Here is a 14677-nt window from a genome sequence, read left to right on the forward strand (position 1 = left end):
ACCGCTCTCGGTTCCATCGTGAAATGAGAGGTTTATCGTGATAAGCGCCTTATACTAACGCCGTGATCGCAGGTAACAAAAGCGTGAGACCGCAAAAATGATAAAAAGTGCCATTTATCTGGTGAGCCTCTGTTTAATGCTCACCGGTTGCGAGCAGAGCTCCCAACCCAACCAGCAAATGACCCTCGCCAGCACGGGTCTGCTGACCGCAGATCTCTCCAGTGATGGCAAGCAGGCCATCGTCTCCAGCATCAGCCAGGGCATCATCGTCTGGGATCTGGAACAGAACCGTCAACGCTGGCGCTGGAAGCAATCCGACTCGGCGGATGATCTGGTATTCATTACCCGTTTTTCCGAAGGCAACAGCCATGCCGTCACCGCCACCCCCGATACCTTTGCAACCTGGCGGCTGAGCGACGGGCAATCACAAGGCTACTACTCACTTCCTGAATCCAGGCTGAGGGACATCGCGCTCTCTGCCGACGGTCGTTATGTGCTGATCGGGCGGGAAGATGGCAAAGCTGAGTGGCTCGATACCCGAAGCGGTCGTCGCCTGCAGTTTCTGGGACACACCGAGCAGGTCAATACGGTGGATCTCTCCGCTAACGGTCGCTATGCCCTGACCGGCGGCAACGACTATAGCGCCTATCTGTGGGATACCCGTAGCGGGCAGGTGATCTGGCGCTTCAACCATGGTGGCCGGGTGATCATGGCCAGACTGGAGCCGAGCGGCCGCTACGCCTTCACCGCCGACAGCAGCCGGGCCAGCATCTGGGATCTGAAAACCGGCAAGGAGGTGAGTCAGCTGCAATATGATCACCGCTTCGAGGTTTACACCAGCGCCCGCTTTGCCAACGATGGCAAGTGGCTCATTACCGGCGCCCCTTCCCGTCAGCTCTCCCTGTGGCAAGTGAGCGATGGTGCCCTGCTGCATAGCTGGCGCGTCTCGCCGCAACCCAAGGTGAAACCGCCCAGCGCAGTAGTCTACGGCGTCGCTTTGCGCGACAATAGCCACCTTGTCAGTGCCAGCTCCAGTGGTCTGGCCGAAATCTGGACAATCAAGTAAGGACCCGAAGGCCCATGAGTCAGCAACTTAACGATCGCATCGAAACCCTGGAAACCCGTCTCGCCTATGCGGAGTACACCATAGAGCAGCTCAACGACGAGGTAACCACCCAGGGCCGTGAACTCGATCGACTCAAATACCAGATCCAGCTGCTGATCGACAAACTGCAAAGCGTACAACCCAGCCAGATTGCCAGCATGGCCGAAGAGACCCCTCCGCCGCACTACTGAACCGGCGCTATCTCTGGTCTGGCGACATGGCTTGGCACCACTGTCAGCCAATAAAAAACCCGCGATTATCGCGGGTTTTTTATCATCGGCCTGGCCGTGATCAGTGGTGATGACCCTTGCCACCACAACCGCCACCACCGCAGCAACCGCCGTGACCATGGTCATCACCGTGGTCGTGGCCATGATCGTGACCGTGGCCAGCACCGCCGCAGCAACCGCCCTGGCCGTGATCCTCATCATGGTCGTGACCATGACCACCACAGCAGCCGCCGTGATCGTGGTCATGACTGTGATCGTGACCGCAACCACCGGCACCGTGAACGTGGCCGTGAGCCAGCTCTTCGGCAGTGGCAGCACGCACGTCCTTGATCTCGACCTTGAAGCCCAGAGTCACACCAGCCAGCGGATGGTTGCCATCCACTTTGACGAACTCTTCGGACACTTCAACCACGGTCACCGGACGGTGGCCATCGTCGGTTTCAGCCACAAAAGTATCCCCTTCGGAGACTTCCATGCCATCGAACAGCTCGCCCGGTACTTCTTGTACCAGTGTCTCGTCATATTCGCCGTAGGCCTGGCTCGGTGCCAGAGTCACTTCGAAGGCTTCACCTACCGCGCGACCTTCCAGCTCGGCTTCCAGGCCTGAGACCAGGTAACGGGTGCCGTGCAGATAGACCAGCGGCTCTTTGCCGACAGTGCTGTCGATGACTTCACCGTGCTCGTCGGTGACTGTGTATTCCAGCGTAACCACGCTCAGAGGAGCTACTTTCATGTCAGGATCCTGCGGATAGAAAAAAACGGGCTCAGAATACCCTAAAAAGCGGGCCGCGCATATGCCGTGCGGCGCCACTGAGTGACGAAAAAAACGGCAACAGCGTCAGCAAGGAGACCCTCATTCCACCCGCCGTTCCCTTATCAGGGGCGAAACACCCCGATCACCTCTTCCGCCTCGCGAGTCTGCTTGTCGACCTCGGCAGGCGTTTGTACCTGGGTATCGCCACAGGCGACGCAGGTCACCTTCTCGACTCCATGCTCCAGATACAGCATCATGTTGTCCAACTTGCCGCACGCCGGGCAGACTGCACCGGCAATGAAGCGTTTTTTACGTCTGGTTTCCATATTTGTTACCTCCAGGCAGCATCATATCAGGGTTTTTACATGCATCACGCCATCGAGTATCACCATTTTTCCTGCCAGGGCCTGCACGCCGGCAACCGCAAACGAACTCCGGTCGGGCAGCTGTTGCGGATCACCCGGGGCGCCGCGCTGCTGAGACTGGGCCAACATGAGCTATTGCTGCCGGCAGGCAGCAGCTTCTGGCTCTGCGCCGATGCCCTCGCCGCCTTCAGCCCCCTCAGCGGTTGCGAGTACGATCAGCTGAATGTCTCTTTGCGCGTGGCTCAGCCGCAGCAGGCAGGCTGGCTGCAGACGACCCCGCTGCTCGATGCCCTGCTCGACTCGCTAGCCCGGTGGCAACGTCCGAAAGAGTGGCAAGGGGCCTACGGTCAGCGACTGCAGGTGATCCTGGATGAGCTGCAACAGTGCGCCATCAGCCAGCAGGGTTATGGTGAGCTGCAAGCTTGCTGGCAAGCGCTGGCCAATGGCCAGCCGGAGTCTCTGCAACAGTGGGCACAACAAGCCGATGCGCCGATGGAAGGGAGTAAATTGCAACAACAGTGGCAACTTCTACAGGCGCTCAGATTGCTCAAGGGCGGCAGCAAACCCGCGCAGGTGGCCAGCAAGCTGGGTTATGCCGATGAGGCCTCATTGCAAGCAGCCTGCCAGCAGTGGGGAGTTGGCGAAGATGGTGATCAATAACCGGATGCCGGTGTGAATGCGCCAACTAAATTGGCTGAACGAGTCCAGTTTTTTGCCAGATGGTCGTTAACAAGGAAGGGCCATCCCCACCGTAATCCTTTATGCTAGAGACCTGAAGTGACTGCCAACGTTTCGACCAACAGGACATCTGCCATGACGAGCAAAGCCAATCAATCCCAAGGCATGTTGCTGTTTCACCTTTCGGCCCAGCAATCCTTTGCCATCGGTACTCTCAAGGTGAAGGAGATAGTCCCTTACACCCAGCTGACCGCCATGCCACACTCGCATCCGACCGTGTTGGGGGCCGCCAACATGCGCGGTTCCACCATTCCGGTGATCGACATGGCAATGGCGGTGGGTTATCGCCCCATCAGCAAGGAGGAGATGCCCCATTGCTTCATCATCATCACCGACTGCCGCCGTACCCTGGTGGGCTTTCTGGTACGGGGTATCGACAAGATCACCGAGTGCAACTGGCGCGATATCGAATCACCTCCCGCCGCCCTCGGCCACAATGTCTTCGTAACCGGTGTAACCCGGGTCAATGACCAGCTGATCCAGTTGCTGGACGTGGAGCTGATCCTCTCCCGGGTCTATCCGGACGATCCGAGCCACCTCTATCCGGTACTGACCGATGTGCAGCGGGAGCGGATCAAGCCGATGCGGATCCTGCTGGTTGATGACTCCTCGGTTGCCCGCCGTCAGCTGATGGCAGCGCTGGACTACATCAATATTCCTTATGAGGTCTGTACCAATGGCAAGGATGCACTGACCCTGATGCAGCAACGGGCCAGCCAGAAGACCCCTATCGACATTCTGGTGAGCGATATCGAGATGCCGGGGCTTGATGGCTACGAGCTGGCATTCGAGGTACAGAGCGACAGCAAACTGGCGGGAGCCTACATCATCCTCCACACCTCGCTCTCCAGCGAGATCAGTGTGGAGCGTGCCCATCAGGTGGGGGCTCATGAGGCGCTGACCAAGTTCGAGGCCAACGAGCTGATCCAGGCCATGCTGCGCGGCGCCGAACATCACGATCGCCTGCTGAAATAAACCAATGACTGGCGGGAGGTCACTCCTCCCGTCCTCCTTATCTTCGACACTGACCGGCTGACCCCATGCTGACCGAGAGCCACTTCCACGCCCCCTGGTGGGCCCGCAATCCTCATCTGCAGACCATATTGCCCAAATGGCTGCGCCGCCCCCCTGCCCGTTTTGTGGCGGAGCGTTTTGAACTGCAGGACGGGGACTTTGTCGACCTCGCCTGGAGCGGGGAAGTCAGCCTTGATGAACGGCCGCTGGTAGTGGTGTTTCACGGGCTGGAGGGGAGCATTCACTCCCACTATGCCAAGGGATTGTTCGCCCACCTGCAGCAAGAAGGCAGAGAGGCTGTGCTGATGCACTTTCGCGGTTGCAGTGGCGAGCCCAATCGCCACCTGCAAGCCTATCACTCCGGCGCCATCGGTGATGCGCAGGAGCTGATTGCCGAGCTGAGCCAGCGCTTCCCGGGCAAACCGCTGATCGCCATCGGCTTTTCACTGGGTGGCAATATGCTGGTCAATCTGCTGGCACGGGCCTGTCCTGCGGCATTGAAAGCGGCGGTGGTGGTCTCGGCCCCGCTGCAACTGGCGAGCTGCGCCGAGCGGGTCAATCAGGGCTTCTCGAAGGTCTACCAGAACTATCTGCTGCGTACCATGCGCCGCAATCTGCTCAACAAAATCAGCCAGCAGCAGAAAGCGAGTGAACGCTGGCAACCCCGGCAAGTGGAGCAGATTGCCACCCTGCGTGATTTTGACGAGCTGGTCACCGCGCCACTGCACGGCTTTCACAGTGCAACCCACTACTACCAGAGCTGCTCCGGCCTTCCCCTGCTGCGCCAGATCCCGATCCCGACCCTGGTCATCCACGCCACCGACGACCCTTTTATGTCACACGCAGTCATTCCACGGCCGGAGCAACTCTCGCCCGCGGTGCGCTATGAGCTGAGCCAGCGCGGCGGCCATGTCGGCTTTCTGCACGGCACGCCCTGGCGGCCACGGTTTTGGCTGGATGAGCGGATCAGCCGCTGGATTGCCGAACAGAGTCACTCTGCAACACAGAACTGATTGCGTCCCAACTCCTTGGCCCGATAGAGGGCCTGGTCGGCCCGCGCCAGTAGCTGCTCACCACTCTCCCCGCCTTCCAGTGTCGCGATCCCCTGACTGATGGTCACCCGACTGGCAACATCGGATGCCAGATGCTCAAGCTGCAATTCGGCCAGCCCATCCTGCAACCGCTGCGCTACCTTAGCTGCGCCCTGACTATCGGCATCGGGTAGCAGCAACACAAACTCCTCACCGCCGTAACGGGCAGCCAGCTCCGCCTCACTGCGCACCACACGCATCATCAACTGCGCCACTTCCCGCAGGCAGACATCTCCCGCCTGATGGCCATAGTGATCGTTAAAGCGTTTGAAGTAGTCCACATCGATGAGGATAAGGGCAAGCGGGGCGCCGCTCGACTGACTATGGGCTTTGCAGCGTTCGAGCTCCTGACTGAAGTGGCGCCGATTGGCAAGACCAGTCAGTGGATCCTGCTTGGCCAGTGCATCGAGGCGCCGCAACAGGGCCAGATTGTCATGCTCACGCATCACGGCCAATTCAAACCAGCGATGCAGCATCCGGCGACCAACCTCCAGCGCCATTATGGTACATACCACCTCAAGCAGATAAAGCTGCGGAAAATCCACCTCCAGCCACCACAAACGCGCAACGCCAAATAGCAACGGTACACTGAGATAGGCATACAACACGCGTCGGTCGGGATAAAACGCGATCAGCGCAGCCAGTAAATTGAGGCGCATGATCCCGTTGGCATAACTTGCCCCTCCTCGCAGCTCAACTTCACCAATGGTGAAGATATGCAGCGTCCAGACGACCCCCCAGACCAGCATTACGACCAATGCGCACCATAGCCAGACTCGATCCTGCAGATGATTGCAGAGCAGGGCTGCAACCGGCAGCAGCAGCAGCACGACCATGACAAAGCCCAGCTCACTCTGAAAGCGCCATGGCAGAGTACCGTCACTGGCCAGGCCTGCCTGGCTGTAGACCTGGTAGCGTATCGCCAGAAACAGCACAACCAGCCAGTTCAGCAACCAGAACCAGACCATGCCGCGACTGATGGCCTGGCGACGAGCAAGATCCATGTGAGCCGATATCGTTGAGGGGGCCCGGCGTTGCTCTTCAGACAACATGTCTCACACTCCACGAAACGCGTAAAAAGAGGTTGCACTCATTTTATTGCGCACAACAATAGCTGACGGTTATACCCTTTTGCATCGAGATCCCTTCATGATAATCCCCTGGCAAGCGTTGGATGCCGATACCCTGACCAACCTGATCGAACAGTTTGTGCTGCAGGAAGGCACCGAATATGGCGAACATGATGTGCCGCTTGAGGCTAAGGTCGCTATGGTAAGGACTCAATTACAGCAAGGCATCGCCGTGATCGTCTATAGCGAGTTGCATGAATCGGTCAATATTGTGCCGCGTGATCGTTTCAACGAGCCGTCTTGACCATCTCGGGTTCACGCCCGTATAACGAAACTCCCAAGGAAGAGAGCATTCTATGTCGGCCAAGCATCCCATTATCGCCGTCACCGGGTCGTCCGGTGCCGGTACGTCTACCTCCACCATTGCCTTTAGATCTATGTTCCACCAGCTGGGTTATCAGGCGGCCGTGGTAGAAGGTGACAGTTTTCACCGCTATACCCGCCCCGAGATGGATGTGGCAATCCGCAAGGCGCGTGAACAAGGACGCCACATCAGCTATTTTGGCCCCGAGGCCAATGACTTCGGCTTGCTGGAGAGCTTTTTTCAGGGCTATGGCCAGGATGGCACCGGCCAGTATCGCCGCTATCTGCACAGCTTTGACGAGGCGGTCCCCTTCAACCAGATGCCCGGCACCTTCACCCCCTGGCAGCATCTGCCGAGCGACACTGACCTGCTGTTTTATGAAGGGCTGCACGGTGGTGTGGTCACTGAGGATCACAACGTAGCCCGCCACGTGGACTTTCTCATCGGCGTGGTGCCCATCGTCAACCTGGAGTGGATCCAGAAGCTGATCCGCGATACCTCGGAGCGCGGCCACTCCCGTGAGGCCGTAACCGACTCCATAGTCCGCTCCATGGATGATTACATCAACTTCATCACCCCGCAGTTCTCGCGCACCCATATCAACTTCCAACGGGTGCCGACAGTGGACACCTCCAATCCCTTCAGTGCCAAGGTGATCCCGAGTCTGGACGAGAGTATGCTGGTGATCCGGTTTCGCGGCATAAAACAGGTCGATTTTCCCTATCTGTTGTCGATGATCGACGGCTCATTCATGTCACGAATGAATACCATCGTCGTGCCGGGTGGCAAGATGGGGTTTGCCATGGAGTTGATCCTTAAGCCACTCATCCAGCAACTACTTGAAACCGGCAAGATCACTTAAGCCAAGGAGTTCACAATGCGGTTAGCGTTTATCTCTGTGGTATTGGCCGCCCTGCTTGGCGGCTGCAGCAGCGGGCCGACGGCCCCCACGCTGGAGTCCGGCACCATGCTGGTTCGTCCGATTGGCAACTGGACCTATGGCGCAACCCCGCGCTACGCCCTGGCCGAGCAGTATCAATTCGCCGGTGAGCTGGCGGAAGGGTGGCTGGAGCCGATGCAGCAGGCGGTGAGCCGGGAGCTCAATGGCAAGGGGTGGCAGAGTGCGCCGCTCGACGAGGCGGATCTGTGGGTCGCCATAGGCGTCGCGGGCGGCAAGGATATGAGCGATGGCGAGATTTTCGCCCGCCTCGGCATGACGCCCGGGGTCTATGCCTCGGCCAACCAGCGCAAAGGCTCGCTGGCCATAGTGCTGCTCGATCGCAAAACCCAGAAAGCAGTCTGGAGCAGCATCATCCAGCTGACCAGCGATGTAAGCATTGCTGATAGCCAACGTCAGGCGCTCAGCCAGCAGCTCGCTGCCGAACTGCTTCATAGCGTCCCGACCAATTAACAGTTAATGCTGGCTTATTGAAAAGGGATGGATAGAAAAACGGCTTGCCTCCCGGCAAGCCGTTTTTTGTGGTCTCACAGTTTTGTCCCAGTCTGGTCTTGGCCAGACTGGGACACGAAGCTGCACGCCTTCAGATATCTGTGGACACTTATTTGAGCGTACAGGTCAGCAGCGTAACCCCTTTCTGGGTGAGGAGCGCCTGTTTCTCCTGATTCCAGAAGGTGGTCAGGCCGTCAGAATATTTGGCGCCAGACTCTGACTCCACACGCGCCAGTTTGTGGTAAACCCCGGCATAGGGGAACTGCACCATGTCAGCCTGGGCATCATAGGTAATGGCCAGCATCTCTTCGCCACACTGGTATTGGCTGTATTGATACTGGGTAGGTTGCGGGCTGCTGCACGCCGCCAGACCCAACAGGGGAAGCAGAGCGATCAATTTTTTCATTGCACTTTCCTTATGTGATGGCCTTATGTAATGGCCTTGTGCAGAGGCCTCATGTGACGGCCTTATGCCAGGGTACCAACGAAACAATCGTCAGTTATCAAGCTTCAACAATTTGATAACTATGGGTAATTTGTACCGCTTTTTCCAACATCAGGGAAACAGAACAGTATTTTTCCATCGACAGATCGACCGCTCTGGCCACCTGTTTCTCTGCCAATCCCTTGCCTGTCACTACGAAGTGCAGATTAATCTTCTCGAAAACCCGGGGCACGCTATCAACCCGTTCGCCACTGACCTCGACATGACAAGCGGTCACCGACTGGCGCGCTTTTTCTAGGATGGAGACCACATCAATAGAGCTGCAGCCACCGACCGCCAGCAGGATCATCTCCATCGGGCTGGCCCCCTCACCGGGGTTGGCTCCATCCAGGATCACCTTGTGACCGGATTCACTCTCACCCACAAACTTCATCCCTTCCACCCAGCTGACCTTGGCTTTCATCTCGCACTCTCTCCTGTTAATCGTGATGATGGATCCCTAGCATAACCCAGTCGCTTATCTCTGCCGAACAGGGGGAGTTGGGATGGAAATAGATCAAAATCAACATCTCCGACCTCTATCTTCCCTAGAATGGCCGAAGCAGCGCAGCAGGCATTACCCAAAGGGCTCTTGCAAAAGGGCGCAAAGCCTTGTCAGCACAGACAAAGGCTCTTATCCTACTGCGACTAATACAAGGAATGGCAAGATTGGCAGCTTGCCCGGACGCACAAGTCCATAAAAAGACACTACAGAGGAATTCTCATGGTTATTGGCAAACCGCAAAGCGATCCCACCCTGGAATGGTTCTTGTCGCACTGCCACATTCATAAGTATCCCGCGAAGAGCACCCTGATCCATGCGGGTGAAAAAGCGGAGACCCTCTACTACATCGTCAAGGGCACTGTGGCCGTCTTGATCAAGGACGATGAGGGCAAAGAGATGATCCTCTCCTATCTGAACCAGGGTGACTTCCTGGGCGAGATGGGGATGTTCGAGGAGAACGAGAATCCCGAGCGTTCCGCCTGGGTTCGCGCCAAAGGCTCTTGCGAAGTGGCCGAGATCTCTTACAAGAAGTTCCGCCAGCTGATCCAGGTCAACCCGGACATTCTGATGCGTCTCTCTGGCCAGATGGCCAAGCGCCTGCAGCACACCAGCCAGAAAGTGGGTAACCTCGCCTTCCTGGATGTGACCGGCCGGATCGCCCAGACTCTGCTCAACCTGGCCAAGCAGCCAGATGCCATGACCCACCCGGATGGGATGCAGATCAAGATAACCCGTCAGGAGATCGGCCAGATCGTCGGCTGCTCCCGTGAAACCGTGGGCCGCATCCTCAAGATGCTGGAAGAGCAGGAGCTCATCTCTGCTCACGGCAAGACCATTGTGGTATTTGGCACTCGCTGATGACCCGTCCGCAGGGCTGACTGAGGCCTTGGGATAAAAAAGGCTGCTACGGCAGCCTTTTTTGATCCTCTCCCCTATAATCCCGAACGCCCTTCACTGTTCCGGCATTCGCCCAGAGAGTTACTATGCACCTTCAATGTCCCCGTTGCCGCAGTCCGCTCCATCTTCATGAAGCCTCCCAGGGGCGCTATTGCGACAACAAGCATCACTTCGATCCGGCACCGGAAGGTTATCTGGATCTCATCCCCGGCAAGAAAAACCCCAAAGACAGCGACAGCCGTGCCCTGATGCGCGCCAAGCACCATTTCCTGGAAGCCGGCCACCAACTGCCGCTGGTCGAGGCCATGGCCTCCCTGCTCGCTCCCCTTGCCCCACAAGAGCTGGTTCATCTGGGATGTGGTGAAGGCTACTACTGCCGCGCGCTGGCAGAGCGCCTGCCCGGCTGGCAGTTTGCTGGGGTTGATATCGCCAAGAACACCATCTTTGCCGCCAAAAAAGCGCAGCCGGACGGCCAGTTTGTCATTGCCGATCCCGCTCGCGCGCCGTTGCAACCGGGCTCTGCTCAGGTGCTGCTGGTCAACGATCTCAAGGTCAAGACGGAACAGCTGGTCAGCTGGCTGGCCCCCGGTGGCTATCTGCTCTATCTGCAGCCGGGCCCGCGTCATCAGTGGCAACTGCGGGTCAGCCTCAATCCGGTGAGTATGGAACACCCTTTAAGCTGGCCCTCGCTTGCCGGTCTCCGGCTGGTAAGCCAGGAGCGCTGCCAGTTCCCTATCTCTATGGATCAGACCATGCGCGCCTTTATTCTGGAGACAAGCCGTCTCGGCTGGCGCGCCAACGGCGAACAGCGCCATGCCTTTATCCAGCAAGGTCCGGCACAGCTGGAACAGGATTTGCTGATGACACTGTGGCAAAAAGCAAGCTGACCGCCTGACAGGAGCACGGCAAGTGCTCCTGTCCCATTTTCCTCCCGCCACTCTTCTCCCCCTTCGTGATTCGCCTCACAACTTGAGTCATCGACCTTATTGGTCAGGCCAGCTTTAATGTCAAAACAGCCAATAGAGAATAATTCATTGAATTTAATCTCTTTTTAACCTGTCAAAAAACGTCATATCCAGTATCAACAGCGCCCTTCAGCACCAAATTAAACGACGACAGATTCAGGCCCAGTCAAGGTTCAAGCGCCTACCGTGTGGCTATCGGACCCTTTCCGATTTCCATAGAACCGACCACAGGTTCGGAAGTGTTTACATCAGAGGAAATAAGGATATGAAAAAGTCTGCACTGACTATGGCCATCTCCAGCTTGCTGCTGGCCAGTGGCGCCCACGCTGCTACCGTTTACAACCAGAACGACACCAAGCTGGATATCGGTGGCCGTGCCCAGGGTGCCTACTACGGCACTGACAACAACAGCGCCGAAGGAGATCAGAGCTACTTCCGTCTGCACGTTGCTGGCGAGACCAAGATCGCTCCCGAGATGAAGGCATTCGGCTTTGCCGAATACAACCTGCCGACCTCCGGTTCTGACAACGATGAACTGCGTTACGCCTATGCCGGCATCCAGCACGATCGCTTCGGTGCCTTCAGTTATGGCCGTCAGGATGGTCTGTTCACCAAGGCCGTAAACAACTATACCGACGTACTGCCCGAATGGGGTGGTGATGGCCTGGGCAAAGATACCGAAGTATTCGGTACCGGCCGTACCAACGGTCTGGCTCAGTACATCTTCAACTACGAAGGTCTGACTCTGGGTGCCCAGTTCACTGGTAACAATAACCCGCAAAATGCTGGCCGCAGCGCCATTGCCGAGTCCTTCAACGGTAACCTCTACAACGGTGAGAGCTGGAACAGCACTGGTTCCAAAGAGGGCTTTGCCTTCTCTGCCAACTATGACTTCGATATGGGTCTGAGCCTGGGCGCTGCATACAACCAGGCTGGCAAAACTGCCGAACAGGCCCGCTACGCAGCCTTTGGCGGCGAGAAAGATGCCAAGCTGATGGGCTTCGGTGCCAAATATGCTGCAGGCGACCTCTATCTGGCGGCAACCTATTCCCACGGTGAGAACCACCTGTTCGTCAACAACGGCTACGCCGAGAAGATGGATGGTTACGAAGCCGTTGCCCAGTACACCATCGGCAAGTTCAAGCCTTCTCTGGCTTACCTGCGCACTGACGTCAAAGATACTGCCCACGGCATTGACGACACCTACACCGAGTACGTATCCATCGGTGCCTGGTACAACTTTACCGAGAACTTCAACGCCTACGTTGACTACAAGCTGAACCTGCTTGACTCTGTTGATGGCAAGTCCACCAACTCTCTGGGCAAGAACACCGACGACGTTGTTGCTGTCGCCCTGCAGTACAACTTCTAAAAGGTTGACTGTCGGTTATACCCTGTGAAACCAATGTCTACTGTTTGAATTTCTTCCGGCCGCTCTGCGGCCGGTTTTTTATTGCGCGTTTTCAGCACCTTGCATATAACTATCGAGCGGATAGCTGTAATTTCAGCCCGTTGGACAAGCAAGGATGCGCAAAGAGGGGAGCAGGGATGACAGAGTTACTCGGAAAACGGTGGGGGCCACTGTGGCCAGTGTTACTGTTGCTGGTGAGCATCGGCTGGAGCGGGAATAGCGCCGCCAGTAGTGAGCGCAACCTCTATCAGCAGCTTGGGCTGGCCGGCAAACTCGACAGACAAACCTTTCAAAAAGCCCTTGTCAGCTATCAAAGCGTACGCAGCAAGCAAAAATCCATCCTGACCATCATTGATTACAGCAAGCCTTCGACTCAGCGCAGGCTGTTCGTCATCGACATGAAACGTCACAAACTGCTTTATCACACCTGGGTAAGCCATGGCCGCAACTCAGGTGAACTAGCCGCAGAGCGCTTTTCCAACCAGCTCAACTCCCGACAAAGCTCCCTCGGCGTCTATCGTACCGCAGAAACCTACTTGGGCAAGCATGGCTACTCCCTGCGGCTGGATGGACTCAGCCCCGGCAAAAACTGCAATGCCCGCAAACGTGCCATCGTGGTGCATGGCGCCGCCTATGCCAGCCCAAACCATCTGCGCAAATATGACAAACTGGGCCGCAGCTGGGGCTGTCCCGCCCTGCCAAAGGAACAAGCCAGGGCCATCATAGATACCATAAAAGGGGGCAGTGTCATCTACGCCCACGGCTAGCGGGCACAACACCATAAAACACAAGGCCAGCAATCGCTGGCCTTGTTTGTCACGCTCTCACACTAAACGGGACGAGTTATTGGCGCACCACCAGGACCGGGCACGGAGCATGACGCACCACGGATTCGGCAACGCTGCCTACCAGCAGATGGCTGATGCCGGAGCGGCCGTGACTCCCCATAACGATCAGTTCAACCTCGTCTTCCTTGGCCTGGATAATGATTTCATCCGCTGCCCTACCAAAGCGAATATCAAACGTTGCCGGAATAGGCAGGGTGGCAATCAGCTCTTTGAGTTGGGCTCTGGCCTGACGCTCCATTTCGTGAGTGATCTCAACGGCTGTCATATGAAGAATTTTGTAACTGTCAAAGCCGTGCAGTTGGTCTACGACATGGATCAGCTTGAGCTGGGCCTCATGGCTCTGCGCCATGAATACGGCATAGTCGAGTACCGCCCGGGACATTTGGGAAAAATCGACAGGACAAAGCAGAGTTTTGATCGATGGCATAATGCAGTCTCCTCTACTGATTGGGGTACTATTGAATCTTGAGTTCATCATAACCATCAGATTGAAAATAACTCTCGACCCTGTCGCAAAATGAACATCAGGGATTTTTTCTGTACGCCGTCGCCATCAATGCCATGGTATAAAGTAGGGTATCAGTGTTTTTTCCTCTGCCCCAGCGAGGCCAGCTCTGACCATGCTACGCATCTGTCTGTTGCTCTGTTGTCTGTTCACTGCGGCGAATTGCCGGGCAGAGTCTATTGACGTTTATTGCGATGATTGGCCCGGTTTTTGTCAAAAGGATGGCAAAGGCCTCTATCTGGATCTGGTGCGAGCCATCTACCAGCCTCACGGCTATCAGGTAACCCCCCATATTGTGCCCTATAAGCGCGCTCTCGCTGTCATTGCAAAAAAAGGGGGAGATATCGCCATGGGGGTATATCGCGATGAAGTATCCGGCGTCCAGCAATCTCGCTATCCGGCATCAGCGGATGACCTGACCGTGTTCATGCTCAAGAAATGGCAACCCCAGTGGCAAGGGGAGAAAAGTCTGGAAGGGCAAACCGTGATATGGCGGCGGGGCTGGGCATTCGACAAGTACATTGCGGTCACCATGCAGTGGCATGAAATTGACAGCGATGAGCTGGCCCTGCAACTGCTTGGTAAAGAGCGATATCGCTTTTACCTCACTGCCGGCGTGCTCTATGTGGATGAGGCTATCCCTCCCGAGCTGCATCGCGTCTTCCTGCGCTGGATCCCGACCTATCCCATTTTTGCCGATACCCAGCAAGGCAACCGGATGTTACAGCTCTGGGATAAGGGAATGGTTGAGTTGATCCGCAGCGGGGGTCTGGCAGAGATCTATAAGCACTATCAGCTCTATGACTACTATCAGGGTTTTATCGAAGAACTGGAACAGAAAGTGGCTGCCAGTCCTGCAGACTGAATGATAACGTTGCGCT

General features: G+C 56.7%; 19 protein-coding genes. 13 read left to right on the plus strand and 6 right to left on the minus strand.

Features of this window, described 5'->3' with window-relative positions:
- Positions 1 to 97: 97 nt before the first annotated feature.
- Both G5358_RS10140 and G5358_RS10145 read left to right on the plus strand, forming a co-directional pair.
- Positions 98 to 1066 (plus strand): hypothetical protein, encoded by a 969-nt coding sequence (locus G5358_RS10140; protein WP_421324044.1) that lies wholly within the window; start codon positions 98 to 100, stop codon positions 1064 to 1066.
- Between the two features lie 14 nt (positions 1067 to 1080).
- Entirely contained in the window at positions 1081 to 1296 is a 216-nt protein-coding gene (locus G5358_RS10145; RefSeq protein WP_005335285.1) for a SlyX family protein, read from the plus strand.
- A 100-nt stretch (positions 1297 to 1396) separates the two neighbouring features.
- Here G5358_RS10145 and slyD read toward each other — a convergent pair whose 3' ends face one another.
- Together slyD and G5358_RS10155 are read right to left on the minus strand one after the other, a co-directional pair.
- On the minus strand, positions 1397 to 2068 hold the full coding sequence (gene slyD, locus G5358_RS10150) for a peptidylprolyl isomerase (protein WP_421324045.1): 672 nt from the start codon (positions 2066 to 2068) through the stop codon (positions 1397 to 1399).
- 143 nt (positions 2069 to 2211) lie between these two features.
- Complete coding sequence (locus tag G5358_RS10155) at positions 2212 to 2415, minus strand: YheV family putative zinc ribbon protein (protein ID WP_005335287.1); 204 nt, start codon at positions 2413 to 2415, stop codon at positions 2212 to 2214.
- A gap of 39 nt (positions 2416 to 2454) precedes the next feature.
- Between G5358_RS10155 and G5358_RS10160 the strand changes: the two genes are divergently transcribed.
- The 3 genes from G5358_RS10160 to G5358_RS10170 all read left to right on the plus strand — a co-directional run bounded on the left by G5358_RS10160 (position 2455) and on the right by G5358_RS10170 (position 5219).
- The gene (locus G5358_RS10160; RefSeq protein ID WP_421213097.1) at positions 2455 to 3114 is read left to right on the plus strand and encodes a hypothetical protein; all 660 of its coding nucleotides are present in this window, start codon (positions 2455 to 2457) and stop codon (positions 3112 to 3114) included.
- A gap of 153 nt (positions 3115 to 3267) precedes the next feature.
- Complete coding sequence (locus tag G5358_RS10165) at positions 3268 to 4167, plus strand: chemotaxis protein (protein ID WP_371178290.1); 900 nt, start codon at positions 3268 to 3270, stop codon at positions 4165 to 4167.
- A gap of 65 nt (positions 4168 to 4232) precedes the next feature.
- Positions 4233 to 5219 (plus strand): hydrolase, encoded by a 987-nt coding sequence (locus G5358_RS10170; protein WP_421324046.1) that lies wholly within the window; start codon positions 4233 to 4235, stop codon positions 5217 to 5219.
- Here the strand turns inward: G5358_RS10170 and G5358_RS10175 are convergent.
- Positions 5198 to 6301, minus strand: coding sequence for a membrane-associated sensor domain-containing protein (locus tag G5358_RS10175; protein WP_421324047.1), 1104 nt, complete (start codon positions 6299 to 6301; stop codon positions 5198 to 5200). The two genes, G5358_RS10170 and G5358_RS10175, sit on opposite strands and share 22 nt — an antisense overlap.
- A 145-nt stretch (positions 6302 to 6446) precedes the next feature.
- On the opposite strand from G5358_RS10175, the gene G5358_RS10180 reads away from it, so the two are divergent.
- Genes G5358_RS10180 through G5358_RS10190 form a run of 3 tightly spaced genes read left to right on the plus strand, consistent with a single transcriptional unit; the run spans position 6447 to position 8142 of the window.
- On the plus strand, positions 6447 to 6671 hold the full coding sequence (locus tag G5358_RS10180; RefSeq protein WP_421324048.1) for a YheU family protein: 225 nt from the start codon (positions 6447 to 6449) through the stop codon (positions 6669 to 6671).
- A gap of 52 nt (positions 6672 to 6723) precedes the next feature.
- Complete coding sequence (locus G5358_RS10185) at positions 6724 to 7593, plus strand: phosphoribulokinase (protein WP_157162054.1); 870 nt, start codon at positions 6724 to 6726, stop codon at positions 7591 to 7593.
- Positions 7594 to 7608: 15 nt separating this feature from the next.
- Positions 7609 to 8142 carry a DUF4136 domain-containing protein gene (locus tag G5358_RS10190; protein WP_216952979.1) on the plus strand — a complete coding sequence of 178 codons (534 nt, stop codon included), beginning with the start codon at positions 7609 to 7611 and terminating at the stop codon, positions 8140 to 8142.
- A gap of 148 nt (positions 8143 to 8290) precedes the next feature.
- Here G5358_RS10190 and G5358_RS10195 read toward each other — a convergent pair whose 3' ends face one another.
- Both G5358_RS10195 and G5358_RS10200 read right to left on the minus strand, forming a co-directional pair.
- Positions 8291 to 8587, minus strand: coding sequence for an MliC family protein (locus tag G5358_RS10195; RefSeq protein WP_216952978.1), 297 nt, complete (start codon positions 8585 to 8587; stop codon positions 8291 to 8293).
- Positions 8588 to 8684: 97 nt separating this feature from the next.
- Positions 8685 to 9089, minus strand: a complete 405-nt coding sequence (locus G5358_RS10200) for an OsmC family protein (protein WP_216952977.1) — start codon at positions 9087 to 9089, stop codon at positions 8685 to 8687.
- 300 nt (positions 9090 to 9389) lie between these two features.
- Here G5358_RS10200 and crp point away from each other — a divergent pair, with 300 nt between their 5' ends.
- The 4 genes from crp (at position 9390) to G5358_RS10220 (ending at position 13210) form a co-directional block, all read left to right on the plus strand.
- A complete protein-coding gene (gene crp, locus G5358_RS10205) occupies positions 9390 to 10028 on the plus strand; it encodes a cAMP-activated global transcriptional regulator CRP (protein WP_005335304.1) in 639 nt (212 codons plus the stop codon).
- 125 nt (positions 10029 to 10153) lie between these two features.
- Positions 10154 to 10954, plus strand: a complete 801-nt coding sequence (locus tag G5358_RS10210) for a putative RNA methyltransferase (protein ID WP_216952976.1) — start codon at positions 10154 to 10156, stop codon at positions 10952 to 10954.
- A gap of 343 nt (positions 10955 to 11297) precedes the next feature.
- A complete protein-coding gene (locus tag G5358_RS10215) occupies positions 11298 to 12404 on the plus strand; it encodes a porin (RefSeq protein WP_216952975.1) in 1107 nt (368 codons plus the stop codon).
- A 176-nt stretch (positions 12405 to 12580) separates the two neighbouring features.
- Positions 12581 to 13210 (plus strand): murein L,D-transpeptidase catalytic domain family protein, encoded by a 630-nt coding sequence (locus tag G5358_RS10220; protein ID WP_216952974.1) that lies wholly within the window; start codon positions 12581 to 12583, stop codon positions 13208 to 13210.
- A 76-nt stretch (positions 13211 to 13286) separates the two neighbouring features.
- Here the strand turns inward: G5358_RS10220 and G5358_RS10225 are convergent, their stop codons facing one another.
- On the minus strand, positions 13287 to 13718 hold the full coding sequence (locus G5358_RS10225) for a universal stress protein (RefSeq protein WP_216952973.1): 432 nt from the start codon (positions 13716 to 13718) through the stop codon (positions 13287 to 13289).
- Positions 13719 to 13911: 193 nt separating this feature from the next.
- On the opposite strand from G5358_RS10225, the gene G5358_RS10230 reads away from it, so the two are divergent.
- Entirely contained in the window at positions 13912 to 14661 is a 750-nt protein-coding gene (locus tag G5358_RS10230) for a substrate-binding periplasmic protein (protein ID WP_216961110.1), read from the plus strand.
- The last annotated feature ends 16 nt before the right edge of the window (positions 14662 to 14677 follow it).

Source organism: Aeromonas sp. 604176 (assembly GCF_049170755.1).
GTDB classification, from domain to species: domain Bacteria; phylum Pseudomonadota; class Gammaproteobacteria; order Enterobacterales; family Aeromonadaceae; genus Aeromonas; species Aeromonas veronii_A.

Excerpts from the sequence above, each read along its gene's own strand:
- G5358_RS10230 (WP_216961110.1), top strand. The coding sequence starts at position 13,912 with ATGCTACGCATCTGTCTGTTGCTCTGTTGTCTGTTCACTGCGGCGAAT.
- G5358_RS10140 (WP_421324044.1), top strand. The coding sequence starts at position 98 with ATGATAAAAAGTGCCATTTATCTGGTGAGCCTCTGTTTAATGCTCACC.
- crp (WP_005335304.1), top strand. The coding sequence starts at position 9,390 with ATGGTTATTGGCAAACCGCAAAGCGATCCCACCCTGGAATGGTTCTTG.
- G5358_RS10145 (WP_005335285.1), top strand. The coding sequence starts at position 1,081 with ATGAGTCAGCAACTTAACGATCGCATCGAAACCCTGGAAACCCGTCTC.
- G5358_RS10165 (WP_371178290.1), top strand. The coding sequence starts at position 3,268 with ATGACGAGCAAAGCCAATCAATCCCAAGGCATGTTGCTGTTTCACCTT.
- G5358_RS10175 (WP_421324047.1), bottom strand. The coding sequence starts at position 6,301 with ATGGATCTTGCTCGTCGCCAGGCCATCAGTCGCGGCATGGTCTGGTTC.
- G5358_RS10215 (WP_216952975.1), top strand. The coding sequence starts at position 11,298 with ATGAAAAAGTCTGCACTGACTATGGCCATCTCCAGCTTGCTGCTGGCC.
- G5358_RS10200 (WP_216952977.1), bottom strand. The coding sequence starts at position 9,089 with ATGAAAGCCAAGGTCAGCTGGGTGGAAGGGATGAAGTTTGTGGGTGAG.
- G5358_RS10155 (WP_005335287.1), bottom strand. The coding sequence starts at position 2,415 with ATGGAAACCAGACGTAAAAAACGCTTCATTGCCGGTGCAGTCTGCCCG.
- G5358_RS10160 (WP_421213097.1), top strand. The coding sequence starts at position 2,455 with ATGCATCACGCCATCGAGTATCACCATTTTTCCTGCCAGGGCCTGCAC.
- G5358_RS10170 (WP_421324046.1), top strand. The coding sequence starts at position 4,233 with ATGCTGACCGAGAGCCACTTCCACGCCCCCTGGTGGGCCCGCAATCCT.
- G5358_RS10190 (WP_216952979.1), top strand. The coding sequence starts at position 7,609 with ATGCGGTTAGCGTTTATCTCTGTGGTATTGGCCGCCCTGCTTGGCGGC.
- G5358_RS10220 (WP_216952974.1), top strand. The coding sequence starts at position 12,581 with ATGACAGAGTTACTCGGAAAACGGTGGGGGCCACTGTGGCCAGTGTTA.
- slyD (WP_421324045.1), bottom strand. The coding sequence starts at position 2,068 with ATGAAAGTAGCTCCTCTGAGCGTGGTTACGCTGGAATACACAGTCACC.
- G5358_RS10185 (WP_157162054.1), top strand. The coding sequence starts at position 6,724 with ATGTCGGCCAAGCATCCCATTATCGCCGTCACCGGGTCGTCCGGTGCC.
- G5358_RS10180 (WP_421324048.1), top strand. The coding sequence starts at position 6,447 with ATGATAATCCCCTGGCAAGCGTTGGATGCCGATACCCTGACCAACCTG.
- G5358_RS10225 (WP_216952973.1), bottom strand. The coding sequence starts at position 13,718 with ATGCCATCGATCAAAACTCTGCTTTGTCCTGTCGATTTTTCCCAAATG.
- G5358_RS10210 (WP_216952976.1), top strand. The coding sequence starts at position 10,154 with ATGCACCTTCAATGTCCCCGTTGCCGCAGTCCGCTCCATCTTCATGAA.
- G5358_RS10195 (WP_216952978.1), bottom strand. The coding sequence starts at position 8,587 with ATGAAAAAATTGATCGCTCTGCTTCCCCTGTTGGGTCTGGCGGCGTGC.